Below are 13,585 nucleotides of genomic sequence, written 5' to 3'. Positions count from 1 at the left end.
GGAAAGACCGGGCGTGCCCGAGGTTGCGCCGATTACTGATTCCGGTACGACACCTCGTGCTCCCGTACAGCCCGCGGAGTCCGTGCCGGCCGAGGAATCCCCGGCGTCGGTGTCGACCCCGGTGCTGACCGCGGCAGCGGCGGAGCCGGATGAACCCGCGGCGTCCGCCGAGCAGTTGGCTCCGGTGATGTCCGAGTCCGCCGAGGCGGAATCCTCGGTCGAGGCGGATGACGCTCCGTCAGTGCCGCGCGTCCGTCGGCGCGGTCGTACGACTCTGCTCATCGCCACGGCCGCCGTGCTGGGTCTCGTCGCCGGTACCTGCGCCGGATACCTGGTCCAGGCCGACCGCGCGCCCACCGAACTGCCCTCGCTGTCGCAGCCGGTGGTCGCCCAGGCCAAGGGCCCCGGCCCCGAGCCGCTGTCCGCCGCCCAGGACCACCGGGTGAAGACGGACGGCGATCTGCGCAAGCTGCTGCTTCCCCGGCCGAAGGGCGCCAAGGTGCCCGACTGGGCGCCGGAAAGGGACGGCTGGCTGGACCTGGCCGTCTACGCGGGTGAACTGGAGCACTCGGACCGGGTGTTCGGCGACCTCGTCACGGCGGAGTTCCGGCGGGCCGCCGGCGTCACCTGGACGGTGGGCAGCACCTACAACGCCAGCGTCCGGCTGGTGCAGTACCGCCAGGAGGAGAACCTCAGCGCCTCGGACCAGGCGGGCGGGTGGGACGTGGACGACACCAGCAGCTGGCCCGTCCCCGGTGCGAGCGACGGCATGGTCTACCTCTTCAAGCCGGAGAGGAAGGCCGGCTACCTGCCGCTCTACAAGGCGCAGGCGACGGCCTCGCGCGGTGACATCGCCATGGAGATCTGGATCTACGACTCCAAGCCGATCCCGAAGTCGAAGATCATGGACCTGGCCAAGCGGCAGATGGAGCGGCTGTGAACGAGCGATCTGCGAACCCGGAGGACGCGGAACCCATGAAGCCCGTGGAGCCCGCTCCGGCGCCGGCCGCGTCCGAGCCGGTAGTCCCCGAGCCGGTAGTCCCCGAGCCGGTAGTCCCCGAGCCGGTAGTCCCCGAGCCGGCGGTCCCCGAGCCGGCGGTCCCCGAGCCGACGGCGACGGCGGCAGTGGCCGTGCCGGAGTCGGCCCTGCCCGGGTCCGTCGTGCCGGAAGCGGTCACCGCTGAACCCACTCCCGGCAAGAAGCCCGTCCGGCGTGGCCGTATCGCCGCCGTCGCCGGTGCCGTGCTGCTCGTCGGGGCCGTCATCGCGGGCAGCGCCTACACCGTGGTGACCGTCCAGGACGCCGACCGTGCCGCGGGCGCGCCCACCTGGAAGTTCCCGAAATCGGAGAAGCACGAGGTCAAGACGCCGAAGGCCGCCTCGCCCCTGGCCGCCGTGCTCGTGCCGTACGACGACAGCTGGAGCCGCGGTCCGGACATCGCCGAGTTCGGCTCCGACGCCGCGCTCAGCGGGGGCGAGGCCACCGCCCTGCGCAAGGAGTCGATCCGCGGTCTGCCCCGCTCCCAGCGGCGGCGGATCGAGAAGCAGATCGACAAGCAGCACACCAAGGGCATCGCGATGCGCAGCTACCTGAGCACGTCGAACGCCGGAGACTCCACCCTCTACGCGTCCCATGCGTTCACGGTGAGCATCGAGCTGGTCCAGATGGAGGACAAGGCCGCGATCCGGAACAGGTCCACGTTCCAGAACGAGTTCCTCGACGCCCTCAAGATCTTCCGTGCCGGACCGAAGATCGAGGGCCACAAGAACGCCAAGTGCTTCCTGCCGCCCAAGGACAAGGAGGAGAAGCTCGACATGATGATCTGCTCCGCCTACCAGGGCGACGTACAGGTCAGCGTCACCGCGTACGCGGCGAAGCCGATGAACACCAAGGGGGTCGCGCAGCTCCTCCGTGAGCAGCTCGACCGTATCCAGGAGCCGGGGGAGGCGGTATGACCGAGCAGACGACAGAGGTCGGCCAGACGACGTCGGCCGAGCAGACGACGGTGGTCGAGCAGACGGCACCTGCCGAGCGGACCGAACCGGAAGCCGTACCGCAGACCGAGCCGCAACCCGACTCGCGGGCGGCGGAGCCGCCGGCCGTCACACCGCCGGCAGGGCCGGAGGCCGCGGTGAGCCCGCTGCCCGAGGAGCCGTCCGCAGGCGCCGAGGTCATCGCGGCCGACGAGCCCCAGGTACCCCCGGTCAAGGTCAAGAAGGACCGCCGGGTGCTGCGCGCCGTCCTGCGCTGGACCGCCGCCACCGTGGTCTTCGCGGCGGTCGGCTCGTCCGTCGCGTACGGCATCGCCGGCATGGAGCGCACCGACGTACCCGGTCTGGCGACGCAGGCCGACGGGCGCTGGGACTACCCGACGATCACCAAGCCGCCGCTGCCGTCCGGCAGTCCGGGCCCGTTCGCCTCGTCGAACAAGGCCGGCACCCACTACGCCGACCTGCGCAAGCTGCTCCTCCCGGCGCCGAAGAACGCCAAGGCCGATGCGGCCCTGCGCGGTGACGACGGCTGGCTGGCGCAGAAGACCTTCCTGGCGCAGTACGCCGAGCCGCAGGCCCGGGAAACCCTCGGCGATCTGCTGACCGGCAGCGCCGTGCGGCACATCGCCGCGCGCGGCTGGACCGCCGCTGACGGCACGCACACACGGATCTACCTGCTCCAGTTCGACACCGCCGCCGTCGCGGAGGACCTGGCCTCCGCGCAGCTGACGAACTACGACTCCCCGCACTACGCGCTGCGCGGTGCCGCCCTGACCGAACGGGACGAGCAGTTCCCGGAGCGGGCCGCAGTCGACGAGATCACCCGGTACGCCTACACGGAGAGCAAGCCGTACGGCGCCGAACAGGTCCGTGAGGCGTATGTGTCGGCCGGGGACACCATCGCCCTCGTCGTGCAGTCCCGCAAGGGCTCCGCGTCGGCGGTTCCCTTCCAGCAGACGGTGGTTCTGCAGAGCCAGCTCCTCGGCTGAGGACCACGGCCGCGACAGGGCCTACCTGAAAGAGAGCGCCGGGCCCCAGCCGCGTAAGCTGGGGCCCGGCTTTTGTGTACCTCCCCAGTCCCGGCTCGCCCGGGCGGGGACCCGTTCCGCTCACCGAGGAGCACCCCGTGGAGATCTTCTTCGAAACCCTGCTGGCCTTGGTCTGCGTCGGCGTGCTCGCCTTCGCCGGACTGACCGTGAAGAAGCTGTACCAGGGCCAGCGCTGACCCCCATCAAGGAACTGCTCAGCTCATGATCGAGATCCCGTCGGACCTCCACAAGGACCTGGTCCCCCTTGTCTTCCTGCTCGGCGACTGGGCCGGAGTCGGTGTCTACGACTTCCCCGGCTCCGAGAAGTGCAACTTCGGGCAGGAGGTCAGTTTCACGCACGACGGGCGGGACTTCCTGGAGTACCGCTCGCACAGCTGGGTGCTCGACGCGGAGGGCGAGAAGGTCCGGCCGCTGGAGTCGGAGGCCGGTTTCTGGCGCGTCGACGCCGACCGCAAGGTCGAGGTCGTGATGACCCGCGACGACGGCGTCGTCGAGATCTGGTACGGCGAACTGGCCGACAAGAAGCCGCAGATCGACCTGGTCACCGACGCCGTGGCCCGTACGGCCGCCTCCGGTCCCTACACCGGTGGCAAGCGCCTCTACGGCTATGTGCACAGCGACCTCATGTGGGTCGGTGAGAAGCAGACCCCCGAGGTCGAGCTGCGCCCGTACATGTCCGGGCACCTGAAGAAGGTCGTCACCCCGGAGGACGTCGAGCGCTGGGCCAAGGACCTGCCCGACGACATGCCGGACGACGGGATCGCTTTCTTCAAGTAGGCCGCAGTCCGGTTCGTGAGCCGCCGTGCAGTTCATCAGGTCGGCTCCGACGGGAATGGTCCTAGACTTCCAGTGTGGTGAGCACCGACTGGAAGAGCGACCTCAGGCAGCGCGGCTACCGGCTGACGCCGCAGCGCCAGTTTGTCCTCGAAGCAGTGGACACCCTGGAGCACGCGACCCCCGACGACATCCTCGTGGAAGTGAGGAAGACGGCGTCGGGGGTCAACATTTCCACCGTCTACCGGACCCTGGAGCTCCTGGAGGAGCTCGGGCTGGTCAGCCATGCCCATCTGGGGCACGGCGCACCGACGTACCACCTGGCCGACAGGCACCATCACATCCACCTCGTCTGCCGCGACTGCGAGAACGTCATCGAGGCCGATGTCTCCGTCGCCACCGAGTTCACCGCGAAGCTCCGGGACACCTTCGGCTTCGAGACGGACATGAAGCACTTCGCCATCTTCGGACGCTGCAAGGACTGCCAGGCCCGGGAGAAGTGACCGCGCTGGACACCGGCGCAGGAGATCTCGGAATTGACCCCGTACGAGCACGGATGGTCATCCGGGATCACATTCGGCGATCACGCGGTCTCGGCGCAGAAATAAAATCGGCGACCGCGCGGTCGTAGTGTGTATGTCCATGAAGAGCTCCCTCCTGTCCCTGCCCGGCGCCGTTCCAGCCGAAGGCGTGGACGAAGGCGTCGCGGCCCACTACGGCGACCTGTTCCGTGAGCAGCGTGCCCTTGCCGACGGCATCGGCTTCGTGGACCTCTCGCACCGCGGAGTCGTCACCGTCACCGGCGACGACCGCCTCGCCTGGCTGCACCTGCTGCTCACCCAGCACGTAACCGACCTCCCGGCGGGCCGTGCCACCGAGGCGCTGATCCTCTCCGCGCACGGCCACATCGAGCACGCGCTGTACCTCGTGGACGACGGCACGACGGTGTGGATGCACACGGAACCCGACACCCAGGACGCGCTGATCGCCTACCTGGAGTCGATGAAGTTCTTCTACCGCGTCGAAGTCGCCGACCGCACCGCCGACTTCGCGGTCGTCGAGCTCCCGGCCGGTTCGATCGCCGAGGTCCCCGAGGGAGTCGTCGTCCGCGAGACGCCGTACGGCCGTGATCTCTTCCTCCCGCGCGCGGACCTGGACGCGTACGCCGCCAAGGCCGGCCCCGCGGCCGGTCTCCTCGCCCACGAGGCCCTGCGCGTCGAGCAGCACCGGCCCCGCCTCGGCTTCGAGACCGACCACCGCACCATCCCGCACGAGCTGGGCTGGATCGGTACCGCGGTGCACCTCCAGAAGGGCTGCTACCGCGGCCAGGAGACGGTCGCCCGCGTCCAGAACCTGGGCAAGCCCCCGCGCCGCCTGGTCTTCCTCCACCTGGACGGCAGCGAGGTCCTTCTGCCTCCGCACGGTACCGAGCTGCGCCTCGCGAGCGAGGACCCCGACGGCCGCAAGATCGGCTTCATCACCACGTCCGTACGCCACTACGAACTGGGCCCGATCGCCCTGGCACTCGTGAAGCGCAACGTGCCGCTGGACGCCCCGCTGATGGCGGACTCGACGGCGGCGGCGCAGGAGGTCGTGGTCGAGCCGTAGGGCTCGTAGCTCCGGGAGGGGTCATATCTCCCGGAGAGCTCGCACCTGTTGGGTGCTCACATCTCCAGAAGGACGGTGAACGGGCCGTCGTTCGTCAGCGAGACGCGCATTTGGGCGCCGAAACTGCCTGTGGCCACCGTGGCGCCCAGAGCGCGGAGTTGGGCGACGACCTCGTCGACGAGCGGCTCGGCCACCTCGCCGGGGGCGGCGGCGTTCCAGGTGGGGCGGCGGCCCTTGCGGGCGTCGCCGTACAGCGTGAACTGGCTGATGACGAGCAGTGGCGCGTCGATGTCGGAGCAGGACCGCTCGTCGGACAGCATCCGAACGGACCAGAGCTTGCGCGCGAGTTGGGCCGCCTTCTCCTTGGTGTCCTCGTGAGTGACCCCGACGAGGACGCACAGGCCCTCGCCGCTGATCTCGCCGACCGTCTCGCCGTCCACGACGACGCTCGCGCCGTCCACCCTCTGCACCACCGCACGCATGCGGACCATGATGCCGTGTCACGGCGCCATCGCGCGCCGCGGGCCCTTCGCGTGAATTCCAGGGGTATCCAACCCGCCATCTGGGGCTGATCGGGTCACTCAGTCACATAGCGACCATCCGGGGTGGCACCATGCGGGGTGTCGCGGTGCGTCCGTTGGGTGGACCGCTGTTCGAGGGGACGGTAGAGGCACATGAGCACATCGAGGACCGGGCAGCCCGGGGCCGTGTCATTGACCCGCACGAGCACACGGGCGGAAGGGATGGCGGCCCGGCCGCCGGTGCAGCGCACCGACAGCGGCCCGCCGGCGGCCGGCCCGGCCCGTTCCGACATCGTCCTCCTCCGGCTGCCCGAACTGCGGACGCTGCGCCGGGACGCCCAGCGGGACGAGGCCGACCTCAGTTATGTCCGGCGGCTGCTCCAGGGGCGTATCGACATCCTGCGCGCGGAGCTCGCGCGCCGCGGAGAGCGCCGGATGACCGGCCCGGCCTCCGGACACCTGTCGCTCGTGGACCGGGGGAACCCCTCCGTCGTCGAGCGGCTCTCGGAGATCCTGACGGACGCTCCGGCCCGGTACCGCTCCTCGGCCCGTCATGTGACGGTGGGCACGCCGCACGGCGAGCAGTACCGGGCGCTGGCCGCAGACATGCTCGCCGAGGTGGAGCTGTCGGACCTGGACGCCCGGACGGACGAAGAGCTGGTCGCGGGCCTTGGGCGGCTCGTCCGCTATGAGCAGCAGGTCTCCCGGCAGCGCCAGCAGCTTCAGCGCACGGCCGACGATTGCAGCGCCGAGATCGCCCGCAGGTACCGTGAAGGCGAAGCACAAGTAGACGACCTGCTCATGTGACGTGGCGGCCCCGGCGATCCCGGGGCCGAGGGGTGCGCCGGAATCCAGGGGCGCGCTTCCGCTCCGCGCAGGCGGGGGTGTGGACCGGGACACGACCCGGCCGATGCCTTCCGAGCGGGTCCCCGTTCCGGAAGGCCACCGCCGATGTCCGTAGCTCCCAGTACGCCCGAAGGCCCGCCCATACCCGACGCCACACCGGTCATACCAGGCGCAACCAGCACTCCTGCCACCTCTGGCACTCCTGCCACCTTCGTTACCCCCAGCCCAGCCGGTGTGCCTGGTGCGCCCGGCTCGACTCGTACGACCGGCGCCGCCCCTGCTCCCGGTGCAGCCGGCGTGCTTCCGGTTCTCGCCGAGGTCGTGCGGTCCGGCTTCGTCGAGGGCCGCCACCGCGGCAGCCTGGTGGTGCTGGCCGCGGACGGGACGGTCGAGCTGGCGCTCGGCGAGGTGACGGCGCCGGTCTTCCCCCGCTCGTCGAACAAGCCCATGCAGGCCGCGGGCGTCCTGCGCGCGGGCCTGGACCTGGCCGGGGAACGCCTCGCCCTCGCCGCCGCGAGCCACTCCGGCGAGACCTTCCACCGTGATCTGGTCCAGAAGATGCTCGTCGAGCACGGACTGACCGGCGGGCAGCTCCAGTGCCCGGTGGATCTGCCGCTGGACCCGGTGGAGGCCGAGACCTATCTCGCCTCCGGTGCCGTCCGCGACCGGGTCACCATGAACTGCTCGGGCAAGCACACGGCGATGCTCGCGGTGTGCCTGCAGCGCGGCTGGCCCACCGAGTCGTACCTCGATCCCGGGCACCCCCTTCAGCGGTTGATCCACTCCGTGATCGAGGAGAACGCCGGGGAGACCGTCGCCGCGGTCGGCACGGACGGCTGCGGGGCGCCCCTGATGGCCATCACTCTCACGGGTCTCGCCCGTGCCTTCCGCTCCTTCGTCCTCGCGGCCCCCGGCTCCGCCGAGCGCCGCGTCGCCGACGCCATGCGCACTCACCCCGAGTACGTCGCCGGTACCCGGCGCCCCGACACCTGGCTGATGCGCGAGATCCCGGGCGCCCTCTCCAAGATGGGTGCCGAAGCCGTCCAGGCGTTCGCGCTCCCCGACGGCCGTGCCCTCGCCTTCAAGATCGACGACGGCGGGGGTCGGGCACTGGGCCCCGTCCTGGCCCGCGCGCTCGGCCTGCTGGGCGTGGACGCGCCCGTGGTGACGAGGATCGGCAGCGCACCCCTGCTGGGCGGCGGCCGCGAGGTGGGCGAGATCCGGGCGGCTTTCTGAGGAGAGGACACGGTGGGCCGGGGACGTGCCCTGTAAGCGGCGGCGCGGGGCACCCTGCCAGGTCACGGGGAACTGCGCCGGGGCTCGCCCCGGGCTCGCATCCGTCCCGCGCCAACTTGCACCGGGCTCGTGCGGGCTTGAACCGTCCCGCACGGGCCCGCGCCCGTCCCGCAGCCCCGCAGTGGGCCCGCACCGGGCCGCACCGGGCGGGCACCGGGCCGCACCGGCCCACACCGGGCCGCGCCGGGCCGCGCCGGGCCGCACTGGGCCGCGCCGCACCGGGCTCGTGCGGGCTTGAACCGTCCCGCACGGGCCCGCACCCGTCCAGCAGCCCCGCAGTGGGCCCGCGCCGCGCCGCACCGCACCGGCCCGCACCGGGCCGTACCGGGCCACGCCGGGCCACGCCGGGCCACGCCGGGCCGCACCGCACCGCGCCGGCCCGCACCGCACCGGGCCGGCACCGCACCGCGCCGGCACCGCGCCGCACCGGGCTCACCGGCCCGCACCGCCCGCCCCGGGTGCGGGTGCCGAGGGTTCTGGGTGGAGCCCTGGGTGCAGATGCCGTTGGTTCCGGGCGGTGCCGGGGGTTTCGGGTGGAGACGGTGTGCGGAGGGGGACGGTACGGCCGGGAGAGACCGCGCGGAAATCCGGGCGACACGCCGTCGACGTCCGCCTAGCGTGGCTCCATGACCCCGCCCGACGCCATCGACGTACGACCGATCACCACCTCCGACATCCCGGACTGGCTGCGCGCCCTGAAAACGGGGTTCCTGCGGCCGCCGGTCGTCTCGGAGCGGGAGGCCGAGGCGCGGGCGCCGGTGCTCATCCCGCCGAGGACGGTGGGCGCGTTCGACGGCTCCCGCTGTGTCGCGACGTTCAGGTCGTTCCCGCAGGAGCTCACCGTGGTCGGCGGAGCGACCGTCCCCGCGGACGCGATCTCCAACGTCACCGTCTCGCCCACGCACCGCCGCCGGGGCCTGCTCACCCGCATGATGAAGGCCGACCTGGCGGCGGCGAGGCAGCGCGGCGATGTCGTCGCGACGCTCATCGCCGCCGAGTACCCGATCTACGGCCGCTACGGCTTCGGCCCCGTCACCACCACCACCGAGTGGACCGTCGACGTACCGCGTACCGGTCTGGACCCCCGCTGGGCGGGCCCGTCCGACGGTGGTCGCATCGACCTGGTGGACGCCGAGGACGTCCGCAAGGCGGGCCCCGAACTGCACGAACGGTTCCGGCGTGACCGGCCCGGCGCGGTGAGCCGCGACGAACGCTGGTGGCAGGTGGACACCGGCCTGCTGCGCCTCGGCGACGACCCCCGGAAGGAACCGTTCTACGCCGCTTACCGATCGGCGTCCGGCGAGATCGAGGGACTGGTCTCCTATACGTCGGACGACAACTGGGGCGACTCCAACCAGCCCCGGAACACGGCGGAGGTGAACTGGCTGCTCGCGGTGACACCGGCGGCCGAGCGCGCCCTGTGGCAGTACCTCTGCTCGATCGACTGGATCACCCGGGTCAAGACCGGCCGACGCGCCCCCGACGATCTGCTTCCGCACTTCCTGCCGGACCCGCGCGCCGCTCGCATAACCAGCCAGTCGGACTGGCTCTGGGTGCGGATCCTGGATGTCGTACGGGCTCTGGAGGCGCGGACGTACGGTGCTGCCGGGACGCTCGTGCTGGACGTGACGGACGAGAGCGGGCCGGACGGCGGCCGCTACCGGCTCCAGGCCGCGTCGGACGGCACGGCGACCTGCGCACCGACCACCGAGGAAGCCCAACTGTCCCTCTCCATCGCAGACTTGGCGACGCTCTGGCTCGGGGACGAGTCCGCCGTCCGGCTGGTGGCGCTGGGCCGGGTCCGGGAACGGCAAGAGGGCGCCGCCTCCGTGGCCGACGCCCTGCTGCGGACGTCCAGGCGACCGTGGTGCCCGGACATCTTCTGAACTGCTGCTGCCAGTAGGGAGGTTCTCCTTCCACGCGGGTGCCGATGCCGACTGCTCATCCGTAGCGATTCAGTTGTGGTTGTGGTGGTGCGGGTTGGTGCGGTGGTGCGGACTGACCGAGCTCCCGGCTCCCCTCCGGAGGGGAGCACGGTCAGCCGGGCTGGCGGACGGCGGTGTCCGGTCAGCCGGACTGGGCGAGCAGCATCACGAGGATCACGGCCCCGATGCCGCTGACGGTGGTGTTCCGGGCCTTGAGCCCGACGGACAGCGCGACGAACGCGATGATGCCCATCGGCCCGTACTCCCACTGGATGAGGTTCTCGAATCCGATGGCCAGGGCGGCGACGGCGAGGGCGACGAGCGGCATGACGGTCCCTCCTTGGGGACGGGGAGGCGGACCCCCGCTGAGGACCGTCCGCGCCGGCCGCCCGGCGCACAGGCGGAGCTTCGGCGGCCAACCCTCCGGAAGTTTGACCATGTTGTGCAAGTTGGCGACCAACTCACTCTTACTTATCTCCGTGTTGGGACGACTCATAACCACCTGTCCGGCAACTGTCAAAAGATGGCGGGAAGTTGTAGGGTTCTGGTTGTGGAGCCGGAGCATGCCGCCGTCAACGGGCGGAACAGGTCACCACGGCCGCCGAGGTCACACCGTGAGGTGGCCGACGAGCTGCGCAGCCGGATCAGGTCCGGTCAGCTGCGGGCCGGCCAGCGTATGCCGACCCAGGCCAAACTGGCCGACGAGTTCGGTGTCGAACGCGGCGCGGTGCGCCAGGCGCTGCGCATCCTTCAGTCGGAGCGGCTGCTCGTCAATGTGTCCAAGGGGAGCCCGGCGACGGTCGCGGACCATCCCGAGAGGGCTCTGACCGGGCCGGAAGCTCAGCCGCAGTCCACCATGGTGGCGCTCGCCCCACGGATCACGGCGGCCTTCGCGGTCCCGCACGTGGAGATCGACGCCCTGTGCCTGACCGCCGTGTCGCTCACCCTCGCCATGGGTGAGCCGTTGCGCGAGATTCACGCGGGGCGCATAAAACCGGCCAGGGTCGACGTCCGGGTGCTGCTTCCCAGCCGGGACATCGACCTCGCGTTCCCCGCGCCGGTCGACGACCTGGAGGACGACCGCCCGCGGCGTCGCTGGCTCGCCCAGCGCAATGCGCAGGTGCAGGTGCTGCGGCACAATCTGCTGGCGCTGCGGGCCACGCACGGCATCGACGTGCGGGTCTCCTTCCGCGCGCTGCCGTTCACCCCGCCCGTGAAGCTGTACCTGCTCAACGAGGCGGAGGCGCTCTTCGCGTACTACACGCTCGCGCGGCGGGGCGAGGAGATCGACCACGAATACCTGGAGATGTACGACGCCGAGGGCACGCAGTCGATGCTGTTTCCCTTCAGCCAGGGAGTGGGACTGCGGGACACCACGTTCGTGGAACAGTCCCACCTCTGGTTCAACGCGCTGTGGGAGACCATCAGTTCCGAGCTGCTGTTCACGAACTGATGGCGGGCCCCGCGACCAGCAGGGCCAGCACGACAGCCCCGATGGAACTGCACGTGGGGTTCCTCGCCTTGATCCCGATGGTGAGCAGCAGCAGCCCGACGATGCCCGTCGGTCCGTACTGCCATTGAACGAGTTGCTCGAAGCCGACGACGAAGACGGCGGAGAGGAGGGCGATGGCGGGCACGGTGGTTCCTCCTGCTTCTTCAGTGACCTGCTCGGGGTGCTGGGTGCCACGGATGGGCGAGGGGGAGGCAAAACTTCCGCCATCTTGGCCAAGTTGGTAACCAACTCTGACTATGTTGTCCCCACTTGGTAAGGATCCATAAACAACTTTCAAGCAACTCCCCATAGATGGGAGAGAGTTGTACCGTTTGGTCGTGACTCAGGAGAACGTTGTGGTGAGTGACAGCAGCAGAAGGCTTTCGCCCCAGCAGATCGCCGACGTCCTGCGGGAGCGCATCCGCACCGGCGAGCTGAAGGCCGGCGACCGTCTGCCCACTCAGGCGGAACTGGCCGACGAGTTCGGCGTCGAGCGCGGCACGGTCCGGCTGGCCCTGCGCGAGCTCCAGGAGGGCGGCCTGCTCAGCAACGTCAGCAAGGGCAGTCCGCCACGGATCGCGGAGGTCGCTCCCACCCGGAACGGACCGCAGCCGACGATGGTGGGCCTCGCCCCCCGTCTCGCCGAGGCGTTCTCCGTGCCCCATGTGCGGATCGACGCGGCCTGCCTCACCGCGGAGACGCTGATGATGGCGCTCAGTGAGCCGGTCCGCCAGATCCACGACGGCAGGATCCACCCGGAGCGCATCGACGTCCGGATCCTGCTGCCCAGCAGGGAGATCAACCTGGCCTTCCCGATCTCCGTCGACGACCCCGGCGAGGACGACCCGGTCCACGAGCGCTGGCTCAGGCAGCGCAACGCCCAGGGACACGTCCTGCGCCACAACCTCCAGTCCCTGCGCTCCTCCCACGGCATCGACGTCCATGTGACCTTCCGGGCGCTCCCGTTCACACCACCGGTGAAGCTGTACCTGCTCAACGGATCGGAGGCGCTGATGGCGTACTACATGATCACCAGGCGTGAGGAGACCGTGGACAGCGGAGTCCTGGACATGTACGACACCCTCGGCTCCGCGTCCCTGCTCTTCTCGTTCGAGAAGCGGGCGGGCGGGCGGGACAACGCGTTCGTGGACGAATCCCAGCAGTGGTTCAACGCCCTCTGGGAAACCATCACCACGGACCTCAGACTCTCCTAGTGACTTCTGATACGACGCAGACTGATGCGGTGGCGACACAGACGGAGAACCTGCGGGACACGATCACCCAAGCGCGCTTCGTGCTCTTCGACTTCGACGGGCCGGTCTGCCGGCTGTTCGCGGGGCACTCGGCGGAGACGGTGGCCAGGGATCTGGTCGAGTGGCTCGAACGACAGGGGATGCGCGGGCTGCTGACCTCTGAGGAACGCGTACACCCCGACCCGATGGAGGTTCTGCACGCGGTCAACCGGCGGCGTCCGCACAGTGACCTGGTGGCCGAGCTGGAGGCACGGCTCACCCAGCAGGAGCTCAAGGCGGTGGCCAAAGCCTGGCCCACCGAGTACGCCGACGCGGTGATACGGACCTGGAGCGCCGTCGGCGCCCGGCTGGCCATCACCACCAACAACTCCCCGCACACGGCGGCCCGTTATCTGGACACTCGCGGTCTGGGCGAATGCTTCACGCCCAACATCTACGGCCGCACCCAGGACCTGCATCACCTCAAGCCCGACCCGCACTGCCTCAATCGGGCGCTGAACGCCCTCGGGGCGGATCCGTCGAAGGCGCTCATGATCGGCGATGCCCCCTCGGACCTGTACGCGGCCGAGCGGGCCGGGGTTCCGTTCCTCGGCTACGCGTGCAACGAGCGCAAGGAGAAGCTGCTGCGGGACGCCGGAGCCGAGCACGTGGTGGCGTCGCTGCGGACGGTGCTGCAGGTGCTGTGGGGTCAGCTCTGAGACGCGTTCCTCGTCTTCGTGCCGCGTGATGACGGTGTTCGCCGTGAACGGGGGTACCCCCGACAGTGTGAACCGCAAGGGAGTCCGCGCGGCGGCCGAGGTGAGCTGTAGTCGCTGCTCAGTAGCTGCTT

General features: G+C 70.3%; 15 protein-coding genes. 12 read left to right on the top strand and 3 right to left on the bottom strand.

The genetic code is table 11. The features are described from left to right. Nucleotides 1-109 precede the first annotated feature (109 nt). The 6 genes from ACFYR3_RS27395 (at nucleotide 110) to ACFYR3_RS27370 (ending at nucleotide 5,423) form a co-directional block, all read left to right on the top strand. A complete protein-coding gene (locus ACFYR3_RS27395) occupies nucleotides 110-940 on the top strand; it encodes a hypothetical protein (RefSeq protein ID WP_389284918.1) in 831 nt (276 codons plus the stop codon). After that, nucleotides 937-1,956, top strand: coding sequence for a hypothetical protein (locus ACFYR3_RS27390; protein ID WP_389284917.1), 1,020 nt, complete (start codon nucleotides 937-939; stop codon nucleotides 1,954-1,956). The genes ACFYR3_RS27395 and ACFYR3_RS27390 overlap by 4 nt, the downstream gene beginning before the upstream one ends. Next, nucleotides 1,953-2,981, top strand: a complete 1,029-nt coding sequence (locus ACFYR3_RS27385; RefSeq protein ID WP_389284916.1) for a hypothetical protein — start codon at nucleotides 1,953-1,955, stop codon at nucleotides 2,979-2,981. Before ACFYR3_RS27390 ends, ACFYR3_RS27385 begins: the two co-directional genes overlap by 4 nt. A 261-nt stretch (nucleotides 2,982-3,242) precedes the next feature. Beyond that, nucleotides 3,243-3,818 carry an FABP family protein gene (locus ACFYR3_RS27380; protein WP_355841114.1) on the top strand — a complete coding sequence of 192 codons (576 nt, stop codon included), beginning with the start codon at nucleotides 3,243-3,245 and terminating at the stop codon, nucleotides 3,816-3,818. Between the two features lie 74 nt (nucleotides 3,819-3,892). After that, nucleotides 3,893-4,318, top strand: coding sequence for a Fur family transcriptional regulator (locus ACFYR3_RS27375; protein ID WP_356784679.1), 426 nt, complete (start codon nucleotides 3,893-3,895; stop codon nucleotides 4,316-4,318). A 139-nt stretch (nucleotides 4,319-4,457) separates the two neighbouring features. Beyond that, nucleotides 4,458-5,423 (top strand): YgfZ/GcvT domain-containing protein, encoded by a 966-nt coding sequence (locus ACFYR3_RS27370; protein ID WP_389284915.1) that lies wholly within the window; start codon nucleotides 4,458-4,460, stop codon nucleotides 5,421-5,423. A gap of 56 nt (nucleotides 5,424-5,479) precedes the next feature. Here ACFYR3_RS27370 and dtd read toward each other — a convergent pair whose 3' ends face one another. Beyond that, nucleotides 5,480-5,905, bottom strand: coding sequence for a D-aminoacyl-tRNA deacylase (dtd, locus tag ACFYR3_RS27365; protein WP_355841120.1), 426 nt, complete (start codon nucleotides 5,903-5,905; stop codon nucleotides 5,480-5,482). A gap of 192 nt (nucleotides 5,906-6,097) precedes the next feature. Between dtd and ACFYR3_RS27360 the strand changes: the two genes are divergently transcribed. From ACFYR3_RS27360 to ACFYR3_RS27350, 3 genes are all read left to right on the top strand, one after another. Then, nucleotides 6,098-6,751 carry an AmfC protein gene (locus ACFYR3_RS27360; protein WP_355841122.1) on the top strand — a complete coding sequence of 218 codons (654 nt, stop codon included), beginning with the start codon at nucleotides 6,098-6,100 and terminating at the stop codon, nucleotides 6,749-6,751. A gap of 336 nt (nucleotides 6,752-7,087) precedes the next feature. Beyond that, on the top strand, nucleotides 7,088-8,026 hold the full coding sequence (locus ACFYR3_RS27355) for an asparaginase (RefSeq protein WP_355841124.1): 939 nt from the start codon (nucleotides 7,088-7,090) through the stop codon (nucleotides 8,024-8,026). 686 nt (nucleotides 8,027-8,712) lie between these two features. Further along, on the top strand, nucleotides 8,713-9,972 hold the full coding sequence (locus ACFYR3_RS27350; RefSeq protein WP_355841125.1) for a GNAT family N-acetyltransferase: 1,260 nt from the start codon (nucleotides 8,713-8,715) through the stop codon (nucleotides 9,970-9,972). 181 nt (nucleotides 9,973-10,153) lie between these two features. Here the strand turns inward: ACFYR3_RS27350 and ACFYR3_RS27345 are convergent, their stop codons facing one another. Further along, complete coding sequence (locus tag ACFYR3_RS27345; protein WP_355841127.1) at nucleotides 10,154-10,339, bottom strand: hypothetical protein; 186 nt, start codon at nucleotides 10,337-10,339, stop codon at nucleotides 10,154-10,156. Between the two features lie 216 nt (nucleotides 10,340-10,555). Between ACFYR3_RS27345 and ACFYR3_RS27340 the strand changes: the two genes are divergently transcribed. Then, on the top strand, nucleotides 10,556-11,464 hold the full coding sequence (locus ACFYR3_RS27340; RefSeq protein ID WP_355841426.1) for a GntR family transcriptional regulator: 909 nt from the start codon (nucleotides 10,556-10,558) through the stop codon (nucleotides 11,462-11,464). Here ACFYR3_RS27340 and ACFYR3_RS27335 read toward each other — a convergent pair. After that, nucleotides 11,454-11,648: a hypothetical protein gene (locus tag ACFYR3_RS27335; protein WP_355841129.1), complete on the bottom strand. Its 195-nt coding sequence runs from the start codon at nucleotides 11,646-11,648 to the stop codon at nucleotides 11,454-11,456. The two genes, ACFYR3_RS27340 and ACFYR3_RS27335, sit on opposite strands and share 11 nt — an antisense overlap. Nucleotides 11,649-11,835: 187 nt before the next feature. Between ACFYR3_RS27335 and ACFYR3_RS27330 the strand changes: the two genes are divergently transcribed. Together ACFYR3_RS27330 and ACFYR3_RS27325 are read left to right on the top strand one after the other, a co-directional pair. After that, nucleotides 11,836-12,717 (top strand): winged helix-turn-helix domain-containing protein, encoded by an 882-nt coding sequence (locus tag ACFYR3_RS27330; protein ID WP_355841131.1) that lies wholly within the window; start codon nucleotides 11,836-11,838, stop codon nucleotides 12,715-12,717. Further along, on the top strand, nucleotides 12,666-13,454 hold the full coding sequence (locus ACFYR3_RS27325) for an HAD family hydrolase (protein WP_355841133.1): 789 nt from the start codon (nucleotides 12,666-12,668) through the stop codon (nucleotides 13,452-13,454). Before ACFYR3_RS27330 ends, ACFYR3_RS27325 begins: the two co-directional genes overlap by 52 nt. Nucleotides 13,455-13,585 lie beyond the last annotated feature (131 nt).

The organism is Streptomyces sp. NPDC005784, from assembly GCF_042871525.1.
Taxonomy (GTDB): Bacteria; Actinomycetota; Actinomycetes; order Streptomycetales; family Streptomycetaceae; genus Streptomyces.
The sequence above is the reverse complement of the archived record's forward strand: the minus strand, read 5'-3'. Positions and strand labels throughout refer to the sequence as shown.

Coding starts and splice junctions, on each gene's coding strand:
- ACFYR3_RS27385 (WP_389284916.1), top strand. CDS start 1,953: ATGACCGAGCAGACGACAGAGGTCGGCCAGACGACGTCGGCCGAGCAG.
- dtd (WP_355841120.1), bottom strand. CDS start 5,905: ATGCGTGCGGTGGTGCAGAGGGTGGACGGCGCGAGCGTCGTCGTGGAC.
- ACFYR3_RS27370 (WP_389284915.1), top strand. CDS start 4,458: ATGAAGAGCTCCCTCCTGTCCCTGCCCGGCGCCGTTCCAGCCGAAGGC.
- ACFYR3_RS27345 (WP_355841127.1), bottom strand. CDS start 10,339: ATGCCGCTCGTCGCCCTCGCCGTCGCCGCCCTGGCCATCGGATTCGAG.
- ACFYR3_RS27360 (WP_355841122.1), top strand. CDS start 6,098: ATGAGCACATCGAGGACCGGGCAGCCCGGGGCCGTGTCATTGACCCGC.
- ACFYR3_RS27350 (WP_355841125.1), top strand. CDS start 8,713: ATGACCCCGCCCGACGCCATCGACGTACGACCGATCACCACCTCCGAC.
- ACFYR3_RS27380 (WP_355841114.1), top strand. CDS start 3,243: ATGATCGAGATCCCGTCGGACCTCCACAAGGACCTGGTCCCCCTTGTC.